The 22,363-nt window shown below is 62.3% G+C and carries 29 protein-coding genes and 1 pseudogene; 10 read left to right on the top strand and 20 right to left on the bottom strand.

Annotated elements, in window-relative coordinates:
- Window positions 1-242 precede the first annotated feature (242 nt).
- Together ACGFYH_RS23130 and bldG are read right to left on the bottom strand one after the other, a co-directional pair.
- On the bottom strand, window positions 243-674 hold the full coding sequence (locus ACGFYH_RS23130) for an ATP-binding protein (RefSeq protein WP_393805055.1): 432 nt from the start codon (window positions 672-674) through the stop codon (window positions 243-245).
- A 109-nt stretch (window positions 675-783) separates the two neighbouring features.
- Window positions 784-1,125: an anti-sigma factor antagonist BldG gene (gene bldG / locus ACGFYH_RS23125; RefSeq protein WP_003975386.1), complete on the bottom strand. Its 342-nt coding sequence runs from the start codon at window positions 1,123-1,125 to the stop codon at window positions 784-786.
- Window positions 1,126-1,207: 82 nt separating this feature from the next.
- On the opposite strand from bldG, the gene ACGFYH_RS23120 reads away from it, so the two are divergent.
- Window positions 1,208-3,664: a DEAD/DEAH box helicase gene (locus tag ACGFYH_RS23120; RefSeq protein ID WP_393805054.1), complete on the top strand. Its 2,457-nt coding sequence runs from the start codon at window positions 1,208-1,210 to the stop codon at window positions 3,662-3,664.
- 184 nt (window positions 3,665-3,848) lie between these two features.
- Here ACGFYH_RS23120 and ACGFYH_RS23115 read toward each other — a convergent pair.
- The 3 genes and pseudogenes from ACGFYH_RS23115 to ACGFYH_RS23105 all read right to left on the bottom strand — a co-directional run.
- Window positions 3,849-4,196, bottom strand: a pseudogene (locus ACGFYH_RS23115) (Rv3654c family TadE-like protein); the annotation flags it as partial.
- Between the two features lie 215 nt (window positions 4,197-4,411).
- Window positions 4,412-4,858: a TadE family type IV pilus minor pilin gene (locus ACGFYH_RS23110; RefSeq protein ID WP_393805053.1), complete on the bottom strand. Its 447-nt coding sequence runs from the start codon at window positions 4,856-4,858 to the stop codon at window positions 4,412-4,414.
- The gene (locus tag ACGFYH_RS23105; protein WP_393805145.1) at window positions 4,845-4,976 is read right to left on the bottom strand and encodes a DUF4244 domain-containing protein; all 132 of its coding nucleotides are present in this window, start codon (window positions 4,974-4,976) and stop codon (window positions 4,845-4,847) included. The genes ACGFYH_RS23110 and ACGFYH_RS23105 overlap by 14 nt, the downstream gene beginning before the upstream one ends.
- A 47-nt stretch (window positions 4,977-5,023) precedes the next feature.
- Here ACGFYH_RS23105 and ACGFYH_RS23100 point away from each other — a divergent pair, with 47 nt between their 5' ends.
- Window positions 5,024-6,643, top strand: coding sequence for a recombinase family protein (locus tag ACGFYH_RS23100; RefSeq protein WP_393805052.1), 1,620 nt, complete (start codon window positions 5,024-5,026; stop codon window positions 6,641-6,643).
- 249 nt (window positions 6,644-6,892) lie between these two features.
- The gene (locus tag ACGFYH_RS23095; RefSeq protein ID WP_393805051.1) at window positions 6,893-7,216 is read left to right on the top strand and encodes a hypothetical protein; all 324 of its coding nucleotides are present in this window, start codon (window positions 6,893-6,895) and stop codon (window positions 7,214-7,216) included.
- A gap of 513 nt (window positions 7,217-7,729) precedes the next feature.
- On the opposite strand, the gene ACGFYH_RS23090 is transcribed toward ACGFYH_RS23095, so the two are convergent.
- From ACGFYH_RS23090 to ACGFYH_RS23080, 3 genes are all read right to left on the bottom strand, one after another.
- Window positions 7,730-8,644, bottom strand: a complete 915-nt coding sequence (locus tag ACGFYH_RS23090) for a hypothetical protein (RefSeq protein WP_393805050.1) — start codon at window positions 8,642-8,644, stop codon at window positions 7,730-7,732.
- A 39-nt stretch (window positions 8,645-8,683) separates the two neighbouring features.
- Window positions 8,684-8,854 (bottom strand): hypothetical protein, encoded by a 171-nt coding sequence (locus ACGFYH_RS23085; protein ID WP_393805049.1) that lies wholly within the window; start codon window positions 8,852-8,854, stop codon window positions 8,684-8,686.
- A 226-nt stretch (window positions 8,855-9,080) separates the two neighbouring features.
- The gene (locus tag ACGFYH_RS23080) at window positions 9,081-9,857 is read right to left on the bottom strand and encodes a ParA family protein (RefSeq protein WP_393805048.1); all 777 of its coding nucleotides are present in this window, start codon (window positions 9,855-9,857) and stop codon (window positions 9,081-9,083) included.
- A gap of 178 nt (window positions 9,858-10,035) precedes the next feature.
- Between ACGFYH_RS23080 and ACGFYH_RS23075 the strand changes: the two genes are divergently transcribed.
- Complete coding sequence (locus ACGFYH_RS23075) at window positions 10,036-10,242, top strand: hypothetical protein (RefSeq protein ID WP_393805047.1); 207 nt, start codon at window positions 10,036-10,038, stop codon at window positions 10,240-10,242.
- The gene (locus ACGFYH_RS23070) at window positions 10,239-10,448 is read left to right on the top strand and encodes a hypothetical protein (protein WP_393805046.1); all 210 of its coding nucleotides are present in this window, start codon (window positions 10,239-10,241) and stop codon (window positions 10,446-10,448) included. The genes ACGFYH_RS23075 and ACGFYH_RS23070 overlap by 4 nt, the downstream gene beginning before the upstream one ends.
- 15 nt (window positions 10,449-10,463) lie before the next feature.
- Here ACGFYH_RS23070 and ACGFYH_RS23065 read toward each other — a convergent pair whose 3' ends face one another.
- A complete protein-coding gene (locus ACGFYH_RS23065; protein ID WP_393805045.1) occupies window positions 10,464-10,874 on the bottom strand; it encodes a type II toxin-antitoxin system death-on-curing family toxin in 411 nt (136 codons plus the stop codon).
- Between the two features lie 514 nt (window positions 10,875-11,388).
- Here ACGFYH_RS23065 and ACGFYH_RS23060 point away from each other — a divergent pair.
- Window positions 11,389-11,883, top strand: coding sequence for a hypothetical protein (locus ACGFYH_RS23060; RefSeq protein ID WP_393805044.1), 495 nt, complete (start codon window positions 11,389-11,391; stop codon window positions 11,881-11,883).
- Between the two features lie 228 nt (window positions 11,884-12,111).
- Here the strand turns inward: ACGFYH_RS23060 and ACGFYH_RS23055 are convergent, their stop codons facing one another.
- The 6 genes from ACGFYH_RS23055 to ACGFYH_RS23030 all read right to left on the bottom strand — a co-directional run bounded on the left by ACGFYH_RS23055 (window position 12,112) and on the right by ACGFYH_RS23030 (window position 17,027).
- Window positions 12,112-12,744, bottom strand: coding sequence for an NPCBM/NEW2 domain-containing protein (locus ACGFYH_RS23055; RefSeq protein WP_393805043.1), 633 nt, complete (start codon window positions 12,742-12,744; stop codon window positions 12,112-12,114).
- Window positions 12,745-12,844: 100 nt separating this feature from the next.
- Window positions 12,845-13,006: a hypothetical protein gene (locus ACGFYH_RS23050; RefSeq protein ID WP_393805042.1), complete on the bottom strand. Its 162-nt coding sequence runs from the start codon at window positions 13,004-13,006 to the stop codon at window positions 12,845-12,847.
- Between the two features lie 305 nt (window positions 13,007-13,311).
- Window positions 13,312-13,635: a hypothetical protein gene (locus ACGFYH_RS23045; RefSeq protein ID WP_393805041.1), complete on the bottom strand. Its 324-nt coding sequence runs from the start codon at window positions 13,633-13,635 to the stop codon at window positions 13,312-13,314.
- Between the two features lie 101 nt (window positions 13,636-13,736).
- Window positions 13,737-14,414: a replication-relaxation family protein gene (locus tag ACGFYH_RS23040; RefSeq protein ID WP_393805040.1), complete on the bottom strand. Its 678-nt coding sequence runs from the start codon at window positions 14,412-14,414 to the stop codon at window positions 13,737-13,739.
- Window positions 14,415-14,531: 117 nt separating this feature from the next.
- Complete coding sequence (locus ACGFYH_RS23035; RefSeq protein ID WP_393805039.1) at window positions 14,532-16,820, bottom strand: type IV secretory system conjugative DNA transfer family protein; 2,289 nt, start codon at window positions 16,818-16,820, stop codon at window positions 14,532-14,534.
- A 48-nt stretch (window positions 16,821-16,868) separates the two neighbouring features.
- The gene (locus tag ACGFYH_RS23030) at window positions 16,869-17,027 is read right to left on the bottom strand and encodes a hypothetical protein (RefSeq protein ID WP_393805038.1); all 159 of its coding nucleotides are present in this window, start codon (window positions 17,025-17,027) and stop codon (window positions 16,869-16,871) included.
- A gap of 167 nt (window positions 17,028-17,194) precedes the next feature.
- On the opposite strand from ACGFYH_RS23030, the gene ACGFYH_RS23025 reads away from it, so the two are divergent.
- Window positions 17,195-17,668, top strand: coding sequence for a hypothetical protein (locus tag ACGFYH_RS23025; protein WP_393805037.1), 474 nt, complete (start codon window positions 17,195-17,197; stop codon window positions 17,666-17,668).
- Window positions 17,669-17,673: 5 nt separating this feature from the next.
- Here ACGFYH_RS23025 and ACGFYH_RS23020 read toward each other — a convergent pair whose 3' ends face one another.
- The 3 genes from ACGFYH_RS23020 to ACGFYH_RS23010 all read right to left on the bottom strand — a co-directional run bounded on the left by ACGFYH_RS23020 (window position 17,674) and on the right by ACGFYH_RS23010 (window position 18,629).
- A complete protein-coding gene (locus tag ACGFYH_RS23020) occupies window positions 17,674-17,808 on the bottom strand; it encodes a hypothetical protein (RefSeq protein ID WP_393805036.1) in 135 nt (44 codons plus the stop codon).
- A 39-nt stretch (window positions 17,809-17,847) separates the two neighbouring features.
- The gene (locus ACGFYH_RS23015) at window positions 17,848-18,063 is read right to left on the bottom strand and encodes a hypothetical protein (protein WP_393805035.1); all 216 of its coding nucleotides are present in this window, start codon (window positions 18,061-18,063) and stop codon (window positions 17,848-17,850) included.
- 245 nt (window positions 18,064-18,308) lie between these two features.
- Window positions 18,309-18,629, bottom strand: a complete 321-nt coding sequence (locus ACGFYH_RS23010; RefSeq protein ID WP_393805034.1) for a hypothetical protein — start codon at window positions 18,627-18,629, stop codon at window positions 18,309-18,311.
- A gap of 222 nt (window positions 18,630-18,851) precedes the next feature.
- Between ACGFYH_RS23010 and ACGFYH_RS23005 the strand changes: the two genes are divergently transcribed.
- A complete protein-coding gene (locus tag ACGFYH_RS23005; RefSeq protein ID WP_393805033.1) occupies window positions 18,852-19,418 on the top strand; it encodes a hypothetical protein in 567 nt (188 codons plus the stop codon).
- 337 nt (window positions 19,419-19,755) lie between these two features.
- A complete protein-coding gene (locus ACGFYH_RS23000) occupies window positions 19,756-20,103 on the top strand; it encodes a hypothetical protein (protein WP_393805032.1) in 348 nt (115 codons plus the stop codon).
- A 91-nt stretch (window positions 20,104-20,194) separates the two neighbouring features.
- Here the strand turns inward: ACGFYH_RS23000 and ACGFYH_RS22995 are convergent, their stop codons facing one another.
- On the bottom strand, window positions 20,195-20,734 hold the full coding sequence (locus ACGFYH_RS22995; RefSeq protein WP_393805031.1) for an ATP-binding protein: 540 nt from the start codon (window positions 20,732-20,734) through the stop codon (window positions 20,195-20,197).
- Window positions 20,731-21,147 (bottom strand): ATP-binding protein, encoded by a 417-nt coding sequence (locus ACGFYH_RS22990; protein WP_393805030.1) that lies wholly within the window; start codon window positions 21,145-21,147, stop codon window positions 20,731-20,733. Before ACGFYH_RS22990 ends, ACGFYH_RS22995 begins: the two co-directional genes overlap by 4 nt.
- Before the next feature lie 208 nt (window positions 21,148-21,355).
- Here ACGFYH_RS22990 and ACGFYH_RS22985 point away from each other — a divergent pair, with 208 nt between their 5' ends.
- Window positions 21,356-22,216: a helix-turn-helix domain-containing protein gene (locus ACGFYH_RS22985; protein WP_393805029.1), complete on the top strand. Its 861-nt coding sequence runs from the start codon at window positions 21,356-21,358 to the stop codon at window positions 22,214-22,216.
- Window positions 22,217-22,363 lie beyond the last annotated feature (147 nt).

The following is a 22,363-nucleotide window of genomic DNA, read 5'->3' as shown; positions in this document are numbered from 1 at the left end:
GACGGGATTGTAGGTACCGGAACCTGATCAAAACAGTGCACGACAAAAGGAATTGACCTGTCAACCGCAAGGGGGCCAGAAGTAGTAATGCTCCTCCCGCATTAATGCCGTGATCCGTTCGGTGATCAATTTCCGGACGATTGATTGTGAATGAATTCACTTGAAGGCCCGCACGACACCAAGGTATGTCCGAACATGGCAGAGGGCCCCACCAGGTGGGGCCCTCTGGGTGATACGGGGGGTCAGACCGGCGGCAGTAGCGCCGGCGCGGTCGGCCAGGTCATGCGGATCAGCCCGCCGTCCTCGCCTGCCGTGACCTCCACGTCGTCGACGAGTCCACTGATGACCGCGAGGCCCATCTCGTCCTCCTCGGCCTCCAGATCGTCTGCCACGTCGCCCGAGGTCTTGGCCCCGGGGACCGCATGGGGCGCCTCGTCACCGACCTCGATGGAGAACTGCTTCTCCTCCTCGATCAGCGACACCTTGACCGGCGCCGTGATGCCGACGTGCTGATGCAGGCCCACAGCCCGGGTGCAGGCCTCGCCGACGGCGAGCCTGACCTCGTCGAGGACGGCCTCGTCCACTCCGGCCCTGCGCGCCACCGCGGCCGCCACCAGACGGGCGGTGCGGACGTGCTCGGGCAGCGCGCTGAAACGGAGTTCGACGGTGGCCATGCATCCCCCTCGGAACTGCGGGCGTGCTTTCGAGAGTCCGGGCCGCCGACAGCCCGGACCCCCCTCGCTCTGCTTGCTGCCCCGGGCCGCACGGGCCCGGGGCCGGTCGTCAGTCGGTGGCCGCCACCGCTTCCTCGACCGAGGTGTGAATGGGGAACACCTTGGTGAGGCCGGTGATACGGAAGATCTTGAGAATGCGCTCCTGGTTGCAGACCAGGCGCAGCGAGCCCTCATGGGCACGCACCCGCTTCAGTCCGCCGACCAGCACGCCGAGCCCTGTGGAGTCGAGGAAGTCCACGCCCTCCATGTCTACGACGAGGTGGAAACTCCCGTCGTTCACGAGCTCGACCAGCTGCTCACGCAGCTTGGGCGCGGTGTATACGTCAATTTCGCCACCGACCTCGACGACCGTACGATCGCCGACGGTACGAGTCGACAGGGACAGGTCCACGGATCCTCCAGCACCTTGCTATCGAGCGGTCGCCCTTCGGGACACCTCGGCTTGAAGCCCCCAGGACGGTTCGCCAGCCGCGATGGCATTCAATCACTTACCGGCAGGCGTGCACGACGCCTTGGTCCCATTGTCCGTCATGCCAGTGACAGACTCGGTGCCGATGGCCAAGAATCACCGACCCGATCGCCCCCCGGCGGAGCCCGGCTCCCGGCCGGGACCGGGCATGCTCCTGGACCGGCTCGCCGCGGGACCGAGCCGGGCTGCGCGCATCACTCATACGGAGCACTTGCCCCCGCGTGCGGGCCGTCATGCCGTCTGGCCGGACCGGATTCGCCCGGAGGTCGTCGCCGCGGTGCGGGCCGCGGGTGTCGAGCACCCCTGGGTCCACCAGGCACGCGCGGCCGAGCACGCCCTGGACGGCGACTCGGTGGTCGTCGCCACGGGGACCGCGTCCGGCAAGTCCCTGGCCTATCTGGTGCCGGTCCTGTCGACCCTCGTGGACGGCTCCGAGGCGCCGAACGGGCGGGGCGCCACCGCCCTCTACCTGGCCCCCACCAAGGCGCTGGCGGCCGACCAGTGCCGGTCCGTGAAAGAACTTTCACAACCTCTCGGCACCTCTGTCCGGGCCGCGGTCTACGACGGCGACACGCCGTTCGAGGAACGTGAGTGGATCCGCCAGTACGGCACCTACGTCCTGACCAACCCGGACATGCTGCACCGCGGCATCCTCCCCTCCCATCCCCGCTGGTCGTCCTTCCTGAAGGCGCTGAAGTACGTCGTCATCGACGAGTGCCACACCTATCGCGGCGTCTTCGGCTCCCACGTCGCCCAGGTGCTGCGGAGACTGCGCAGACTGTGCGCGCGCTACGGCGCGTCGCCCGTGTTCCTGCTCGCCTCAGCCACCGCAGCCGAGCCCTCGGTGGCTGCCCGCCGGCTCACCGGACTCCCGGTGGTCGAGGTCGCCGACGACGCGTCACCGCGCGGTGAACTGGTGTTCGCCCTCTGGGAACCGCCACTGACCGAACTGGAGGGCGAGAAGGGCGCACCGGTCCGCCGCACGGCCACCGCCGAAGCGGCCGACCTGCTCACCGACCTCACCGTGCAGGGCATGCGTTCGATCACCTTCGTGCGCTCCCGGCGCGGCGCCGAGCTGATCTCGGTGATCGCCCAGGAACGTCTGGCCGAGGTCGACCGCTCACTGGTCCGGCGCGTGGCTGCCTACCGCGGCGGCTACCTCCCCGAGGAGCGCCGCGCCCTGGAACGCGCCCTGCACTCCGGTGACCTCCTCGGCCTCGCGGCGACGAACGCCCTCGAACTGGGTCTCGACATCTCCGGCCTGGACGCCGTGGTGATCGCCGGCTACCCGGGCACGCGGGCCTCCTTGTGGCAGCAGGCGGGCCGGGCGGGCCGGGCCGGGCAGGGGGCGCTGGCCGTGCTGGTGGCCCGTGACGACCCGCTGGACACCTTCCTCGTGCACCACCCGGAGGCGCTGTTCGACCAGCCGGTCGAATCAACGGTCCTCGACCCCGACAACCCGTACGTCCTCGCTCCCCACCTCTGCGCGGCCGCGGCCGAGCTGCCCCTGACGGAAGAGGACCTGCAGCTCTTCGGTCCCGCCTGCGAGGAGCTCCTGCCCCAGCTGGAGGCGGCGAAGCTGCTGCGCCGACGGACCCGGGCCTGGCACTGGACACGCCGTGAGCGGGCCGCCGACCTCACGGACATCCGCGGGGAGGGCGGACGTCCTGTCCAGGTCGTCGAGGCCGGTACCGGCCGACTGCTGGGCACCGTGGACGCCGGTGCCGCCCACACGACCGTCCACGACGGCGCCGTGCACCTCCACCAGGGGCGCACCTACCTCGTCCGCTCCCTCGACCTGGAGGACTCCGTCGCGCTGGTCGAGCAGGCCACCCCCGCCTACTCGACGGTGGCCCGTGACACCACGGCGATCTCGGTCCTGGAGACCGACGTCGAGGTCCCCTGGGGCGACGGGCGCCTTTGCTACGGCTCCGTCGAGGTCACCAACCAAGTGGTCTCCTTCCTGCGCCGGCGCCTGATCACCGGCGAGGTCCTGGGCGAGACGAAGCTCGACCTCCCTCCCCGGACGCTGCGCACCCGCGCGGTGTGGTGGACGGTCACCGAGGACCAGCTGGACGCTGCCCGGATCAACCCGGAGATCCTCGGCGGGGCCCTGCACGCCGCCGAACACGCCTCGATCGGCATGCTGCCCCTGTTCGCGACCTGCGACCGCTGGGACATCGGCGGCGTGTCCGTCCCCCTGCACCCGGACACGCTGCTGCCGACCGTCTTCGTGTACGACGGGCACCCCGGCGGTGCGGGCTTCGCCGAGCGCGCCTTCCACACGGCCCGCGCCTGGCTCACGGCCACCCGGGAGGCCATCGCCTCCTGCGAGTGCGACGCCGGCTGCCCGTCCTGCATCCAGTCCCCCAAGTGCGGCAACGGCAACGATCCGCTGCACAAACGGGGGGCGGTACGGCTCCTCACGGTGCTCCTGCGAGGGGCGGCGGAAGCGGGATAGTGGACGTGGACGGCGGGGGCGGCGCCGGCGACGGGCCCATGTGAGCCGTCGGGCCGACGAGGGCCATAGGGCCGACGCGGGCCGTGAGGCCGACGCGGGCCCCGGGCAATGTGAGTGACGCGCCCATGTGAGCCGTCGGGCCGACGGGGGCCATAGGACCGACGCGGGCCGTGGACGCGCGCCCAGGCACTGCAGGTGGCGCAGGCAGGTCCGGGCCCGCCCTCGCCCGGACCTCCGACGTGAACGGCCCGCTGCCCGATGCCGCCGTCACGTCCGAGACCTGCCCGGTGAGCACGCACCGCACCAACCGCGCTCCCTGGGCTCGCGCGACCCGGTGCGCCCTGTCGCACGCCGCCGTGCCGCCCCGCGCCCAGTGGTCCGCCGCCGCGAGCGCCGCCAGGTCGGCGCCGCCGGCCGCGCGATGCCGGGCCACGACCGCCTGCCCCAGGGCCAGCACGATGCCGAACACCAGACACAGGACGGCGATGGCGGCAACGCTCCACACGGTCGCCGACCCTTGGTCGGAGGCGCGGGCGGAACCGCGGACGAAGGTGCGGGCGGAACGGGAGGCGGGACCGGGGGCGGAGGCGGGCCCAGGGCCGTCTGCAGCACCGGGACCGGCATCCGCGCCGGCGCTCCGGTCGGTTGCCCACCGGGACGATGCGCCGCCCCTTCCGGCGCCACCCCTCCCGGCCACGCCCGCCACGGCCATGCCCGCCACGGCTGCGCCCTTCACGGCCCGAACCCTCACGGCTCCGCCCCCGCGGGCTCCGCACCGACCGCACGCTCCATCGAGGCCACGGCCTCCTCCCGTACCTCGAAAGGCAGCCCGTGCAGCGCCGGCGGGTCGGCCACCACGACCACACGGACCAGGTCCGCCTCCCGGGTGACCGTGACCCGCGCCCCGCGCGGTGCGGCCTCGCGGGCGACCTCCACGACCGCGTCGGCCGGGTCCTGTCGCGCCGCCGCACGAGCGCCCGTCCGCGCCGCGTCCACGCACTGGATCTGCGCGGCCACCACGAGCAGCCCCCACACCAACGCCATCGTGAACACCACCAGCACCGGGAGCACCACCGCTGTCTCCGCCGTAACGAACCCTTCGTCCGGTCGTCCGCGCGATCCTTCGCGCGAGTAGCGTCCGTGCGCACCGCGGGCCCTCGCCTCCGCCCTCGCCGCCCGCTCACATCCGCGCATCGAGTGCCCGCTTCACGATGCCCTGCAGCTCCGCGCTGACCGCGCCGCTCGTCACGACCTTGTAGAGGACCACGGCGAAGGCCACCGCCGCGACGATCCCCATCGCGTACTCGTCAATTTTCTATGCATCCTTTACAATTGATCATGTAAAGGAAAACACGAAACATGCTCGACACCCTGAAAGGACAACTCGCATTCGGTTATCTGCGCATCAGCGATGACCGAGAAGGCAAAGAACTTGGCGTACAACGCCAAGAAGAAGATATCCGCGCACTAGCGACACAGCTCGGCGTGACTCTTGTTCGCATCTATTGCGACAACGACATCTCCGCCAGCACCAACACCACTGAGTATCGGCCGGACTACGAAGATATGATGGGCCAGCTTGAAGCTGGCCCCGTCCGGATCGTGCTGGCCTACACAAAGAGCCGACTCACGCGCAAGCCCGAAGAGAACGAGTGGCAAATCAAGCTCGCTCGCCAGCACGGCGCGCAGTACTTCTATGTGCGCGGGCAGGGCCTAGACCTCCGAATCTCGGCTAATCGGAAAATGGACCGCATCCAAAACGCGCTGGATGCAGGCATGGCCGAAGACATCCAAGAACTCGCGCTACGCAAGAAGCTCCAGAACGCACGCGAGGGTAAATGGGATGGCGGGCGCCGCACTTACGGGTACGGCAAGGTCGTAGGCCACGATCCCATCAAGAACAAGGAAATATTCGACCCGTATCAGGTGCGGGACGAAGAAGTGGCCGTGCTTCAGGAAGGCAAGCGGCGCACACTGGCCGGGGACGCCCAGTTCACCATCATGCGTGACTGGAAAGCGCGCAGCATCAAGACGTCTACCGGCTGCGACTGGACGGTCGGTCGCTTCAAACGCACGATGCTCAACGAAAGCTACGTGCAGTTTGACCCAACAGGCCACCCGACAGATTGCCCGTGCTTGAAGAACCCCGAAATGGGCGGCACACGCATCCATCTCGAAGAGCGTCACCGCGCGAAGTGGCCATTCATCTTCACTCGCCCCGAGCACGACGCCATGAAGGTCATGTTCAATGGGCGGGAAAAGTACTGGGTAAATAAGGGTGGATCTGTTAAGGGGCGCACCTACTTGCTCAGCGGTATCACTGAGTGCGGCGGAGCGTGGCGCGACACAGAAAAGAGGGGACAATACTGCGGCGGCCAAATGTACGGCCAAGGCAAGACGTACCCGCTCTCAGATGGAACAACCAAGTACCAACGCCGCTATGCGTGCAAGAAATGGGCCAAAGATGGAAGCCGCCTCGGTTGTTGCTCTGTATTTCGCATCGCTGACGCGGTCGAGGCGTACGTCAGCGAGCAAGTGCTGTACCGCTTCGACTCACCGGACATCGCACGGGCGCTTGTGCCGGAAGACAACAACCTGCGCATGGCGGAGCTGATCCAAGAACTCTCCGAGCTCCAGGCACGCCGCGAAGTACTGGCGGCTGAGTACGCAGCGGGCGAGCATGAAAAAGACGACTACAACGTCATGCTCAAGACCGTCAAGGAGCGGTTTGCCGCTGCTGAAAGCGAGAAAAAGCAACTTCTCTCCGCCAAGGCCAAAAGCCTGGCGGTTCCAACCGACGGCGGTCTACGCGCAATTTGGGAAACCGCCAGCATGGAATGGCGCGCTAGCGTCGTTCAACTGGTCATCGAGAAGGTTGTGATTCACCCGGGGCGGCCGGGAGGTCGGAAGTGGAAGGCTTCTGACGGAACAGCCTATAACTTCGACCCTGACTTGATTGAGGTCGTCTGGCTTCACTGACCAACAGTTGAAGTTTGGCGATTGCGGCGGGGTGCTCGACCTTCTCGGGCACTCCGCTTTTTACTGTCGATAGTCGTAGGCGTTCTAAATCCTCGGTACTCATAGTTTGATTCTCCCCCTTTAATTATACGCTCGCCGGCTCACAGAAAACCGGTTGTTGTTCATTCCACCCTCGTCAAGATGATCACGTTATGCGTAAATGGATGACGGTCCCAAAAAGGTGACCATCATCGAGTCAGTGGAGCAGAAATGGCAGTCGTGCCGATGAAGATGTCCGACCTGAGCGGTGAGCTCGGGAAGGACCAGGACTTCGCAACTGTGGTGGTGCGTCAGCACCCCAAGTTGGACCAGCCGAAGGCCCTGGACGTGATGACCACCGAGGTCGAGCAGTTCAAGGCCATCGGGGACCTGGTCATGTTGGAGATCACCATGCCGGACGGCACCAAGCAGGACGTTGCCATGCGTCTGGCCGACTTCAACAAGCTCGCGCCGAACATGGACGAGGTCCTCAAGAACGCGCGTGGCACGCGCGGTCGCGTTCCTGGAACCCGAGTCGGCAACGGCAACGGGTGATCCCGTAAGCTCCGCCTCTCGCTAACGCTCCCAGCGGTTGATGGCGGAAACACCCCTGTCCCGGCAGCCAGCCGGGGCGGGGGCTTTTTTATTTATAGGGACGCTCAATAGGCGTTGCTTTTTCACCATATGCAGCAGATCAAACCGAACGCACGCGGTCAGGCGGCCTACGCCGCACTCCTGACCGACGCCATCAACGAGTAAGTGAGCTAGCTTTTAACTTATTGAGTCGCAATTCCCTAAGACCCCCAAGCGAAAACTCACTCAATCAACATAAAGACGAGCCCGTCAAGGTAGTTGCAGATCCACCATTTTATTGAATGCCCTGCAGGCGGATTTTTGCCACCTAGGCAACAAGTAGCAAACGTGCGTCAAGGCCCGTCGCTGCCCAAGCGCATCACAGAACGCTAGACAAGGGGGTGATGTTATGGCGTACATAACCGCCACCCCTGTTGCCTATTTGCAAAGGTCGCAAAACAAACATTGTGCGACGTTAGAGATATGTAAAGCGCCCTACCGCTCCAGCTCAACGTCAAAGAACTTCATCACCGACGCGGCGAGCATGAGCCCGTAAACTGCATTGATCCGCGAGTACTGCGTGCGCGAGACGCCGTGCGCGCTGGCATGCCTGGCGAACATGCGCGGAATCGGGTCGCCCTTGTGGACCCAAAATTCTGCGTACGCGTACCAGACCGGCGCGAACGTCAGCGCTTCCCGCACGCTGTAGTCGTTGAGGTCAAACTTGGCCTTGCCCTTCTTGTTGGACGTGCGCTTTACCCGGTCGTCCTTCTCGAAGTGCGCATGCATGAGGCTGTCGAGCAGGTTGGCCGCAAGCGCCTGCGCAGGGTTGGTGTGGCCGTCCCTCAGCGCCGACACGCAGTCCAGGGCGAAGTCACGGGCTTCCAGTAGGCCAGGGTGATCAACGCTGCGCACGACGGCTTCGCAGTCGTTCACGATCCCCCGCCACCGCCGCCCGACGATGCGGCGCCGTTCTATGGCGTCCAGCGCGTCCAGGAGGGCGCGTACGACCTTCGGGCCCGGCACCCACATGAGTGGGATGCCCTCTTCAAGAAGCAACTCCTTCAGCTCGTTGAGCTTCGGTTCTGCGTCCCGCAGGTTCTCGGGGTAGATCCGATCCTTCAGCGACCCGATCGAGGCGAAGAGGTCCCGCCACTGCTCCCGCAGGCGCTCGTGCAGTGGCTCCATCGCCTCACGGAACCTGTCGCTGAGACCTGACGACTCAAAGATCTGCCGGGCGAACGCCTGGCCGATGCGCTCTGTCGGAATGACCGCCTCGGCCAACTGCTTCATCAACTCGGCGTTCTGCGTGCGGTAGAAGTCCGCCATCGGCTGTATCGCCCCGACCAAGCCGGACAGATCAATCTTCTCCGGCTCCCCGCCCTCATCCGGCTCAAACTCGTCATTCATGGCGTCATGCTGCCACTGCTCTGCCCGCTGGTCGACGGGTTACTTCTTCTTGTACTGCCTGCCGTAGGTCTTGGTGACGTACATCTCCAGGGCGTCATCAAGGATCACCCAGAACTTGCGCTTCTCGATGTACGCGAGGTCGCGCAGTTGCTCGTGCCGCGATGGTCGCATCTGGGTGCCGCGTGCCTGCGGCGCTTCGTCGCCGTCCACGATCGTCAGGTTCAACGGCCGCTCGCCGGCGTCTGGTTGGTCCGGCGCTTCTTCAGCGGCTGGCCGCTCGGTTGGTCGCGCCGGTTCCGCGGTGGGTGCTGGCGTCGTTGGACGAGCCGGTACTACCGGCACCGCCGGCGTGGGCTTGGGTGCTTCGGGATCAACCTGCGGGATAGCTACCCGTGGTGTCGTCGTCCTCCGCTCGGTGAGCTGCTTCTTGAAGTTCTTAGCCATTGGTGAGTATCTCCGCGACCCGCTCGTATCCTTTCGCGGCTGGGCTCTCAGGGTCATAGAGCACGACCGGTTGGTTCAGTTGCTCGGCTTCATCGACGGCTGTCGACTCCACGATGAGCTGAGGGATCACGAGATCCTTGTACGCCTCCCCTATCCCCTCGAACACTGCCGTTGAGGCGTTGGTGCGCTTGACGCGCGTGACCAAGATGCCTCGTAGTCGGAGGGTTGGGTTGTAGGTGGCAACGGCTCGCTCGTACGCCTCGATGGTGCGAGCCAACCCGTCTTCGCTGTACGCGCTCGCGGCGGCTGGGATCACCAGCTCGTCAGCAGCGGCCAAAGCGTTGATGGTCATGTAGTTCAGGCTGGGCGGGGTGTCCATGACGATGTAGTCAAAGCGGGCGTCGAGGTCCGCCAGGATGCCTTTTAGCGCCTCGATCGGATCAGGCGCTGTTGGGTCGGTCCGTTGAAGCGCCATACCTGTCTCCGTGCGCGACAAGTCTGGATGCCCCGCTATCAGGTGGAGGCCGTCTACGTCGGTCCCGAGCACGGCCGACACCGGGTCGAGCTCCGGATTAACGAACAGGTCATTCAGCGTCACCGCTACGGCGGTCGGGTCTACCCCTAACCCCTTGGTGGCGTTGGCTTGTTCGTCAAGGTCTACAAGCAGCGTCGAACGTCCTGCTTGGGCCAGGGCTGCCGCCAGGTTCTTAGCGGTAGTGGTCTTCCCTACCCCGCCTTTATGGATGGCGATAGCTATCTTTTTTGCCATTATTCATTTGTTCTCCTGTCATCAAATTAACACAAGTGCATAAGTGCAAGCAATAGTGCACTAGCTTTATCGCATACAATAACGTGCACTTTATTTCGCGTGCACATTATTGTGCACAATAAATATTGAAATATCGTGCACGAATGCCTATACTGAAAAGGTAAACAAGGAAACACGCATGAACAAGAACTCTGCCACCATCAACTACGGGTTCGTTGGCCAGCTCTCCAAAGTCTTCGTGACAGAACGGCTTGGCCTAGACCCACAACAACACCAACTCACCGCCGAGGGCACATGGATACGCCTTGCCGCCCGACTTATGGCGACGCCAGCACCAACGTACGTTCGGCACGCCAACGTGAAACACAAGGGAGGGAAGCGATGAGCACACAGGCAACCGAGGTGCACAAAACCACTAGTAGGGAAGTGGGCAGGCCCACAACCCCATTAGTCCGCAAGTACACCACCCACCTGCCGCCAGAGATGGTGAAGTGGATCAAAATCGAAGCCGTCGAGAGAGAAGTCAAGGACTATCAGATCGTCGAGGAGGCCATCAGAGCGCTTCAATTCAAAGCAGCACTCAGCCGGTAGCCGGCCCGCCGCGGGTCAGTCCTCGATAAGATGCCGTTTGAACGTCCCTTTCACGGACGCGATGACGGCTTCTTTATTTTTGGCATTACTATTCGCCACGCTACAGGCAAGGTCGTATAGATCATCTTGGCGCATGTCAAGCCAACGGCCGTTTTTTTGTACGAGCAGGGAAGAAAGCACGATAGCCATGCGCTTATTGCCGTTGGCGAAGGGATGATTCTTGATGACCAGATAGAACAAGACGGCTGCCCGGTGAGCGAGTGTCCAATAAACGTAACGGCCGTTGAAGTGCGTGAAGGGGTGCTCTAAGCAGCTCTCAAGCCTGCCCGGCGTCCGGACATCAAAATCCGTCGGTTCGTCGTAGTCGAGAAGGTCCTTCACGCGCAGGGCCGCATAACGCGCCTCTGCGACGGTGACCTTTTTCATGTCAGTGCGAGCCGTAGCAGTGTTTTACGGTATCGCTTCACCGTACGCTTCACAGCGCGGTCAATATCGGCTTTCTGCCGAGGGGTAGGCGTGTCGTTGATGGCATAGTTCTTTTGCATAGCTTGAATCCAAATAGTCTTTACTATTTATGAGTATAAATGAGGTTGCCGATTTTGAACAGGGTCACCATTGTAAATTGAACTCTTACGCTTTATACTAGAGGCAAGTCATGCACTCATTCATCTAAGCAACGAATGGGTTGTGGCTATCGGTTTTGGGGGTACCACTCATATCCATGGGAAAGACCACAGAAAATTGGGGAAACTTATTGCAATTTCTGTCGGGATTGTTTACTATGGAAGTAGCTTAGATGAATGAGTAGCGAAGGCCCCCAAGCGGGGCCTTTTCTCTTGCCCTCGCATCGGTTGGACCGAGCCAGCAAACAAACCATAACCAGCCCCATAAACGGGGTGGCTTCAATGCGCCCTTGCGCTGGGGTAGGAGGAACACCAACATGCAATCAATCGGAACCACGCTCGCAGAGCGGCAGTTCTATAGAAGAAACGACGGCGTCAACGCCCTTTCTTCTATAGAAGAGGGGGAGATCCCACAGGCCGTAGATGACCTGATCGACAACAAGATGTACCGCAATAAGTTCAAATCGCTCATCCGTCGGGGCCACTTACAAGACCTGCTCGACCTCGTGGAGGTTGCCCAGACAAAAGAGCGGCCATCGCGTTGGTTCGCCACCGTCACGGCTAAGAAGTGTTGGGAACGCACTCTCGACTTCCTGAAGAAACTGCGCGAAGTGCAACGCGTCGTGAAAGAGGTGAGTCAACGCCTTCGCGTCCCCTCTAAAGACGTGGGTGCCGTCTTCAAGGCAGCGTGGCGCCACAAACAAGGTGCCATCCGCTTTGCCGTCACTGCGGCCGAAACCGGAAAACGACACCCCTTCGGCCTGTTCTGCAAACTGGCCTTGAACCCGAAGACAACCACGCTTACGGCATAGCCCTAGGACGTCGTGACAGCCGCTCTAAGGCGTTCCAGTAAAGAAGACGACGCCAAAGCCAAGGTCGCCTAACCCGGAACCCACCTTAGAAGCCCTGTCATAGCCTCGCTTTGCGCAAGCACCGGCACACCCAACCCACGCCGATCAGCCGCAAGAAGGCACGGACCAACCACGCGCCGGCCTCGCCCGCTAGGATGGGTTGATTCAAAGCGTTCTAGCGGCAAGTATCTAGTGGGTAACCCTTGCATTCCCCCAAACAGCAAAGTCGATCCCACATACGTCGGGCCCTTTTGAGTAGATAGCGCGCAACTTCACTCGGGCAACACCTACCACGCTGATTGATACATTTCGGTGATGGTTGACGCCGAAAGTGAAGCTCTCCTTCAGAGCGTCGTCCAGATATACTTCGAACGCCATAGTGAAGTCTGAATCGGAATCGTCACTCAGGCCGACGGTAGCCTTAAGGGTCTTCCATTTCCGTCCTAGTTGATATTCAAGGACTTCCGGATCGGCACCCGAGCCGCACGGCTTCGAGACTTGCGCGGCCACGCTGTTCGAATACGCCGTCCCGTCTACGGAATACGAGCCGGTCTTAGCTTCACCGTCAATGTCGTTAATCCCGGACAGGTACTGCTCTCGGGGCTTATACGTGCTGGTTGGTGTGGGGCTAAGTTCCTCGGTTTCATCGGTCGCGCGTGGAGAAGATGACGTTACAGACGGTGCCGCTGCTTGTGGAGATTCACTATCGTCAGGATTCGCAAACCCTAGAATCCATGTGAGAATTGCGCCAATGATCGTAACAGCGACAGCAACTTTGAACGCGTCGCTCTTCCACCACGGCTCTTGAACCTTCTGGCTCATTGCCCGTCCCCTCATCACCTAGACGCCCAAAGTGTAAGATGACCCCGGAGCGTATGCTCCGGGGTCGGTGAATAGTGACCAGCTCGTGACATACGACCAGTCAACGACGCTTCGACACCACATTCATCACCGCAAGGCCCGCGAGTCCGCAGAGGACCCCCACTGCGATGAATGAGAAGCCGTGGCGTGTGATATCTGCGATGACACAGACCACGCCGATTACGTAGATGACGAGGACCGTCAGGGCGCCGTCTTCATTCATGACGTTCTCCTTCAACAGAGAACACCTAATCCGTAGGTGGACGGGTTCAACCTGATGAAGGCGAACGGCATGAAGCGAATTAGTGAATTCGCTATTCTATTTCAACATTTATTGGCATTTCCGTCAATAGTACTTTGACGCGTTGCCCGGTGCGCATCATCACAACTAATCTAGTTCACGTCGGATTCTCCCGCCAGGTCGGGCTTATTTAGAGGTAAACAACCATCATCTACCCGGTGCGTAAAACAGTTCCCCTAGACCAGACTGACTCAAGCCGCTCCGCGGGCGGTTGTTGCAGCTGGCGATCAGTCCGGCCGCCGCGCGGCCACTGTCTTGATGACGTTTCGCCGCTCCCCGATGTGCTCTAGAAGCCGCAGCGTCACGTCTTCGTCGTTGCCCTCGCTCTGAGCGTCGACTACCGCCGCAATGACTCGCTGCACCAGCAGCAGTTCTTCGAGTCGCGCCTGAACGACGAGTTCGGTCGTTTCTTCGTGCGGAAGATAGCTCGCCTCCATATACGCAATCAGCGCGTCGGTCACGCGTGCATCTTCGTCGCCACCAAAAGAGGCGCCGCGCGCCTCCTTGATGATGCGCTCTATTTCGTTGCGGCCATTCCGTTCGTCCGTCATGTGTCGTCTCCTTGCTGCGTATGCATCGGTAGGAAGATAAGGGCTGCGGCCCCGCATTGCGAATGTCCCAGGTAGCCGGAACGCGTCGTACATCGCACGTTCTACAGCGCCAACAGATGCGGTATAAGCTCCGCGAGCAAGAACACACGCACCATCTCTTGTTGGTCCTCGGGAATGCGCCGAATGAACCGCAGCAGTTCTGCTTGCCGTTCAGGCCGCTTCACAACGAACACCACGTACGGGAAGTACTCGGCTTCATCGGCCTGGGCCGCACGCCAGTAGCCGTCAAGTTTTTCCCTGATCTGCCGTTCCCACTCGCTGCCCGTGTCTATTTCCAGGTAGTACTGACTCCGCCGCTCTTGAGCCGGGTATTCGACGGCAACAAACAGATCGGCACGCACCGTTTGGACGGGCCGTTCTACTTCCCATTCGGTGATCCGTAGGAGGCCGGCTGCCTCCGCTCGTCGCAGCGCGGTAAAGGTGTCGGCAATCATCAAGGCGTGGTCGTTCATCCGGGCGGACTGCCGCCCCTCGACACCGAGAAGTGAACGGCCATACCTTCCGAGCCGGTACACGAACGGCCCTGCGCCACCTTTATCGCCGCTAGCTCGGCGGCCGACGACAGTAAGGAACTGGCGTTGCACCAGCCGCTTCAGAACCTTGTCCGGCACGGTGTGCGAGCGGTCGCTAAAAAGCTCTTCGGTTATATGAGTCGAGGAGAGCTGAATAAAGGTGCCGACCAGCTTGAGCAGGATGAGGTCACGAGTCGAAAGTTCCATGCGGGTGGTCTCCTTGGTAGTTAGGTACTTAATGGGGAGGGGGAAACCCCGAGGCCAGCGGCCGCCAGGGGTAGGCGTACGCCTACGGCTGGCCGATGCCTGGCCTACGGGGTTTGCCTACCTGGGTCCGCCGAATTTCGGCGTTTTCTTTTTTGCCGTGGGGCGAGCGCCGCGCCGCGCGCTGATCTCGGCTTCCACGTCTTCGAGCGGGCGGCTGTACTTCTGGCGGGATAGCAGCCGCGCTTGGTCGGCAAGGCCCGTTGGTTCACCGGGCGGCAGGGTCACCCCTGTAATCGGGGCACTCACGCCGTCGACCGTGGCGAGCCGCATGATGACCTCGAAGCGCTGCTGGTTGATGAAGTCGTCCTCGGTCACACTGCGGCCGAATTGACGCGCGAAGTAGCGTCCCTCGTCGGCGCTGGTTTGGAAGACGATTTTTGAGCGCGCGTTGTTCTGCGTGGCGTCTTGCAGCTCACGACTCAACTGGCCGACGAACTGATGCGCCACGGTCATCGCAAGCCCCATGCTGCGTGCTTGGGCGAACATATCGTTCGGGGAGATCGGCAAGTTCAAGTAGTCCTGGAACTCATCGAGGTACAGCATGGTCGGGTTAGTCGGGTCGGTTGCACCCGCCTGTACCATGCTCCAAAGTCCATTGAGTACCAAGCTGCTGAACAGTCCGGCTGTGTCCTTTCCTTCTGTCGCACGGCCAGTGTTGACGAGCAGGATCTTCTTTTCGCTGAGCACCTGTCGCAGATCAATGGTGCTGTTGCTCTGCCCGATTATGTTGCGAAGTGAACGACGGTTGGTCAGTTGCCACGTCCGATCCGTGAGCGGCTTAAAGTACATGTCGCGTTGGTTGCGGGGCAGGTTGGTTATTTCCTGCCACCACCCGGCAAGCTCGTCGATGTGTGAAACGCCCCGGATCAACTCATCGGCAAAGACTTCTTGCCCGGCACGCGGCACGCTGAGCGGCCCGATATCCGCGAATGTCATCGGTCCTGGTGCGTTCTTGCTCATCATGAGCGTCAGGATCAGGTGGTAGAACCCTTGCCGCACGCGGACGCCTCGCGCATCCTGCGGGTACAGGTGATCAAAAAGCCGCTGGATATCAGCGGCTACGGCGTACGGATTCCCCTGGAGGATATTGAAACCAACCGGGTATTCCGTGTCGGTTACGTCCACCAGGACCACATCGTGAAGCCGGTGCTTCGGCACCCGAGTAAGGACACGGTGAAACAGGTCGCCTTTGCTCTCGATGAGCACGACACCCCGGTTGGCTGCCATGTCTTGCACGATCAGGTTTTCCAGCAGCGCGGTCTTACCTGAGCCGGTCGGTCCCACCACTTGAAGGTGTTGCGCCGACTCGACCGGATCGAGCGCGATAAGGCGCGGGTCAGTCGGGAAGTTGGATCGTGCGAGGACGCGGCCCTTACTCAGGACGGCACCGCTTGCAGGAAGATGACGGGTGCGGCTTCGCGCTACCCCTGCGATGTACGACTGACCTACGGGCCAGCCCATAAGTCCCACCAACTCAGTGGCGGCGACTTGGGCCGGAAAGATGGCCGGTTCATGCGCGTGACTGATGCGCTCAACGGCTCGCCCCTGAGACACAAGAGTTCGCGGTTTCAAGCGGTTGTGTGCCGTCCCGATGCTTCGCAACGTGTGACGCAGCGGCGAGAGCAGGCGCTGAGCGTGCTGATTGTCGGCGGCTTTCACCGCCAGGCGGAGCACGCCGAGGAAGTTCGGTTCGCTCAGTTTGGTGCGACGCTCGGCGATCTCGTCGCGGTCGGCGGAAACCTGCCCGACCAACAGACTGCGGAGAGGCTTGAAGTCGGCGGCCTTCATGTCACCGCCGGCCTGCGCCGGTAGGCGCTCCTGGACTGCCGGTGTCACTACCCACTGGATGAGCACTTCTTCTTTGGCGCCGAGCGGCTGGAGGTTTGTCAGCAAGCTGGTGGACAGCGGTTCAACGTCACCTCTGTCGATGCCGAGACCGCGCGCTAGGTTGTGCTGCTTCCACTCCACCGCGGTTGTCCATTGGTGCGCCGGTTCTTCTGTCTCGGGAGTGGCCGTCATGCCCGGGACGAGTGACCGAAGTTGGGGGACGACGTAGCTCTCCAGCTCCTTGGGGACGTGGAGCCGGTGTTTGACGCCCCGGTTGTTCGCCCACACCTCGAAGACGAGAGATGGCCCAGGACCCATGCGAGCCGGCCCCGAGCGTGAGATGCCGCTCATCTTCGAGAGCCACGTCAGCACTTGGTCGGCGGGAAGGTCGGCCGGGAAGGAGAGTCGATAGGCCACGCGACCACTACCAGGGTTCTGCATCATTGCTCGCCTCACAAAAATGACGCTCGGGAGAAGCGTCAGAACGGCTGCGATCAGTGAGAAGATTGCAAAACCCATGCCGATCTATTTTCTCATGTCGGCATGGGTTTTGCCGTTGTGGCTTTTTCACCAGCGCCACATGCGGTAGTAGATGAAGCCGAGCACCAGCACGACGGCCGTCCCGCTCACGATGAACGGCAACAGGGGTTCGATCGTCCACCACAGCACGCGGACGACGAACGCGAACAGCAGCAGGGTCAGCAGGATGGTGCGAGCCTTCTTCATGACGTCCTCCGTGGAGTCGACGGCCTCGTAATTGCGATCTTGTCGGCGTAAAATTGGAAGCAGATATGACGAGGGAGCAACAGCAGATTTGGGAGCGTGAGAAGCGAACCGTCCGGCGCCTACAGGACGGAGCGGGAAGAGGCGTCGATCCAGGGATAACCGAGACGGTGGCGATCCTGCGGCTTCTCGGCCTGCACACCGTCAGCTCGTGCGCTGGACACCTCGACCGTGGCGTTGGGCCGTGGGTTGGCCTCAAATCGCCGCGCGCTGCTGCTGACCGTGAGCGGATGAGCCACGCGGCCGACAGCTCACCCGAGAAGCGGCGCGCACTGCGCCTGGCGCTGAGGCACAATGCTGCCGAGCTTCAAACACTGGTCGGTTTGCTCGACCGCTTCTACGCCGAACGGGCCGTCTCCTCGGCCCAAAGACTCATCGTTCAAGGCTTCGGGGTGGTGGGCTACAACCTGAGCTCCCAGTCGGCCGACCTGCTGCGGGTAGTTCCGCGGAATCAACGCCGTGCACTGCTGGCCGGCCAACGGGGGGAGCTACGCGCCTTCACTGACTTCTTGAAGGCCGAGTTCTTCGGAACGAAGGACGACGCCCCCTCCCCGGCAACGTCGCCCGCGCCGGGGAGGGAGTAGGTCACCTACTTTTCTTCGTCCTTGTCCTTGTCGGTGACGAAGCCGTCACCGCCGCACGTGGGGCAGTCGTCCAGTCCCTCGTCGTTGTCAGCTTCGACAAGGCGGAAGCCGTCGCACTCCGGGCAGACCTTGTTCGCCATGTTCATCACCTCCTCGACGACGTCGTTGGCTGATGGCTCTCACCGCCGTCGGAAATCGCGCGGGTCGTAACCCCACTCGTCGGCGACGTCCTGGGCGATGTCGCGGTCAGCCGCGCGGCGGTGCATCTCCGCCTCGATCTGGCGCCGCCGCTGGTTGTAGCGGATCTTGTCGCCGAACTTCTTGTCCAAGAAGTGCAGGAGCCAAAGCCCCCCGCCGAAGAACACGCACAGGTAGATGAAGCCGAGCCACGCCATGACGCTTACCTCCTTGTGTTGTGGTGCCTGGTCGATCGGTTGCGGCTTTCTCGGACGACGGCGCGCATCTTGGCCAATGCCTCGTACTTGCGGACGTGGAGCGCGTAGAAGGGGTCGTTCCTCCGGCGCTGCTGCTCATGCTCGTCCCGGCGATCTGAGAGCCAATTCCAGAGGAGTGGCCCACCGATGCACACCACGGCGAGCAGCAGCGTGAAGAGCTGGTCGCTTGTCATGACGCGACAGTCCTAAAATCCACGCCCGCGTCCGAAGTCGCGGATGTCTCGCGCCGTCTGGCGGGTGAACTCCTGCACGATCGGGATCAGCAGGGAAGCCAAGAACTGGTCGCCTCCCGCCAACTCCTGCGCTGTGCGGCCGACGTCGGCCACGTCGTGCATGGCGTCGTCGGTCAGCCGCCTGCGGATCATGGCCTTGACCTCTTCTTCACGCCCCTCCGCCATGAGGGTGCGCAGGTTCATCTCCGACCGCTCGGCGATGATGTCGCCGACCGTCCTCTGTTCGCGTCGTCCGAGTCGCCCCCGGCTCCTACGCTCCAGCTCGCCACTCATAGGTCGCGTCCTCCTTGATTGCTGTCGCGGGCCGGCTGGTCCGCAACTTCAAGGTGCGCGGGCTGAAGCGTTGAATCACTGAAATCACGCTGCAAGGAGTGGTCGTGCAGTACTGCAAGGCATACTGAACAGGGGTGTGACCAGGCGGAGGGGGCGTAGGCGGTGGGCTTCCAAGAGGACGTCGCCAAGGGGCTGAGAGCCGTCCGTGCATCGAGGTCGGGCTTGAGCCCTGAGACGATGGCGGCTCAACCGGTACTCATGGCCTTCCTTGGTACCGACGATCCTCGTGACGCGGCCGACCGTCTTGGTGCGCTCGTCAACGAGCTGTGCGCGGCGGACGAGAAGCGTCACTGCGAGGACGCGCCTGCACTTCGAGCGGCGATGGCCATTGGCAGGCCTCCACTAAAGAACGTCACGGCACGCAGGAAAGCGGCGGCCGGTGAGTTGTTCCACGGTTCCGAGCGCTCCCAGTTCAATGCCGAAAGCCGAGCACTCACGCGGCTCAGCTTTGAGATCATGGATCGTTATGGCCAAGCGAACGTGCCGGATGAAGCTGACAACACCGGGGCGGCTCCTGCATCTAAGAGGCAGTCGCATGCAGATGTCAGTCTGCGGGGGCTCGTCAAGAAGAGGATTTACGACCTACTTTTGCGCTCTGAGCACACTGCTTGGATAGTGCCGGGCCATATGCACTCCAAGGAGTTCGTGATCCTCATATTTACGATCCCTGCTTGCTTCTTTTCGGGCGCCATGCTGGCTCTGTGGATGCACTGGATCATTTACCACTAAGCAAGACGGGTATTGAAAAGGTAGCGTTGACTACATGCCGCTTGGCGTCAAGTTAATACCACACGAGCGTTAATTATTGATTTTTAACGCAGAATATGTTAAAAATAGTACTAGTCGCATTCCGCGATAGCACCTCGTGCTTCAGCTCTTCGGATGCAGCACCCCGCCCACTTAATCCAAGCCGGTGGCGTGCAGTATCCGAATCGAGAAAGAGGCACACTAAATGGACGCGAATAGCTGCCCTACTGCCGCACAGATCGCCCTCGCTCACGCGTGGGGGATCACGACTGACGGCCTGACGGCTCGCGAGTTGTCCAGCAAGCTCCACGCCACAGCCGTGACGCGTGGAATGGAGGCTCTCACTTCCAACCCCGCGCTCTGCGAGGGCAAGACCATCAAGTACGCCGAGGCATGCTTCGTGGTGGCGGCCATCCACCGCAACCCCCGCAACCCGAGTGTCAGTCTGAGGCCGGTCAACGGTGGCCGCACCAAGGTCGTGAGGGCCGCAAGTCTGCTGGACGCGCAAGAGGTGAAGCAGGACACCATCCAGCCGACGCCGGAACATCCGGCCGTCATCGCTCTGCGTGAGACCATCATGAGCATGCGCAACGAGGGAATCTGGCGAACACTGCCGGATGAGCTGGAAGCGTTCGCCAACGAGGGCGCCGCCGTCCTCGCCGACTGACCCGACCGCCAGGCCGGGCAACACCACCCCGCACCACAACGAAGAACACCCCGTGTCCGTTGTGGACGCGGGGTGTTCTTCGTTGGTTGGGTCAGAGCTTCTGGAGTCCGTTGAGCAACTTGACCAGAAGATCGGGGTCCGCCTCGGGAAGCAGGACGTTCAACGGCTCCTTGGGTTCCCGTTGCGGAAGACTGGGAAGTTGCGCGTCCATCGCCAACTCTGCCCACACCACCTTGCCGCCGGACTGCGGGAAGAAGTGGCCGACGTGGAGCGCCAGGGCCTCCACGATGAACAACCCCCTTCCGCCCTCGGCCCACTCCTCCGCGCCGGCCTTCGCTTGAACGGGCGGTTCTTCGGAGTTGTCCCACACCTGGATAGTCACGGAGTGACCGTGGCCGTAGATGCCGACATGAAGGAGCTGCACCCCTTCGAGCTGTGTCCACGTTGGGTTCGGCGTTACCACGCCCGTGGCCTTGACGGCGTTGGTTACCAACTCCGAGGCGACCAACTGAGCGTTGTCGACGAGGTGAGGAGCGTCCCACTGCCGCAGTGTGTGCGCGGTGAAGATGCGCGAGCAACTGACGGCTGTCATCGTCGCCGCTAGGCGGATGTGCGCAACGAGCGTGCTCATGATGTCCCCTCATTCAGCACCATCTCGAACCACACGCTCTTACCGATGACCCGAGGCGTCACGCCCCACCGATCAGCGAGGGTGGCGACGACGATCAGCCCGCGCCCCAACTCACGTGGCTCGCCGTCGAGAGAAACCGGCCGCATCAAGCGCGGCTGGCCGGTGGCTGCGTCGCGGACATCTACGCGCAGCCGATCACCAAGCAGGCGATAGGTCACATGTACCTGACTGCCGCGCCCTGTAGTGCCGTGGACCACTGCGTTCGTGACCAGCTCGGAGATGAGCAAACCCAAGTCGTCCGCCAGCTCGGGGTGTTGCCACTTGTCGGCTAACGCCCTGGCATCAGCGCGTGCGGCCCGGATGGCAGGACGTTGCCGCCGGTACCGCACCTGTTCCGTCTTCTGGACAGTCACCTTGCCCCCTTAGATCGGATTCGGGCGGCTATGAGGTGATCGGAAGTGCGTAACCCCACGGTCACAGCTAGCCACGGTAGGTACTGTGCATCTTGGAGTACCCAAAGTGTCAAGTCCCTACTTTGGGGAGTGAGTACAGGCTGTTGCCGCTACCGTGCGCGGGCGGCACACTTGACCTGCACGAAGGAGCAGAGGAGGGGGCGCTACCGTGCCCATCAACAGCAATCCGACGATCCGTCAGCGCCGTTTGGCCAGACGGCTTCGCGAGCTGCGGACGGCTGCCGGGTTGACGCATGCCGACGCCGCCAAGGCGCTTGGATCGGCCGAATCAAAAATCGGCCGCATCGAGAACGCCCAGTCCGGCATCCGCCTTCCGGACCTTCGCGCCTTGATGGATGCCTACAACGTCACCGACCCCGCCGAACGCACAGAGATCGAAGCCCTGTCGCGTGAGGCCAAGCAAAAGGGATGGTGGTCGCGCTACACCAACGCGGTCGACTCGGCGTATGCCGCGTACGTCGCAGTGGAGTGGGATGCGGCAGAGTTGTACAACGTCGAAACCAACTTGGTTCCGGGGCTTCTGCAAACGCCGGAATACACCCGAGCACTCATTGAGCTACAGGTACCAGACGCCACCAGTGAGCACGTCGAAACGCAGATCAACATGCGTCGCGACCGTCGGAAGGTGCTGACGCGAGACACGCCGTTGCAGCTCTGGGTGATCATCGCGGAAGGCGTCTTGCATCACCGCGTCGGCTCACTTGAGGTCATGAAAGCCCAGCTCGAAGCGCTGGTGGAGGACAGCAGGCGCTCGAACGTCCAACTCCAGGTGCTTCCACAGGAAGACCCCATGAACGCCTGTCTCTTCGGGCCATTCGTCATCATGAGCTTCCCGGCATCAAGCGAGACGGACATCATTTACACCGAGTCGCCGACAAGTACGCTCTACTACGAGGAACCGGCTGACGTGGACACCTACACCACATTGTTTCGTCGCTTGAACATGGCCGCAGCGAACGTCAGCAACTCACGGGCGCTCATCTTGGACGCCATAAAGGAAATGGAATAGACGGTGAAGCCTTACATCGAGCGCGCTTCGGCTGCCGGACTGGAGTGGATGAAGAGGTTGTCTCACGTGGTGAGTTTCGCGAGCTTCTTGTAGCAGGTGAGGGCTGCGGCCAGGCCGAGGAAGGCGAGGAAGTGACTGCCCTTGCGC

This window comes from Streptomyces sp. NPDC048392 (genome assembly GCF_043200575.1).
Taxonomy (GTDB): domain Bacteria; phylum Actinomycetota; class Actinomycetes; order Streptomycetales; family Streptomycetaceae; genus Streptomyces.
This window is presented reverse-complemented; position numbering and strand designations above follow the sequence as displayed.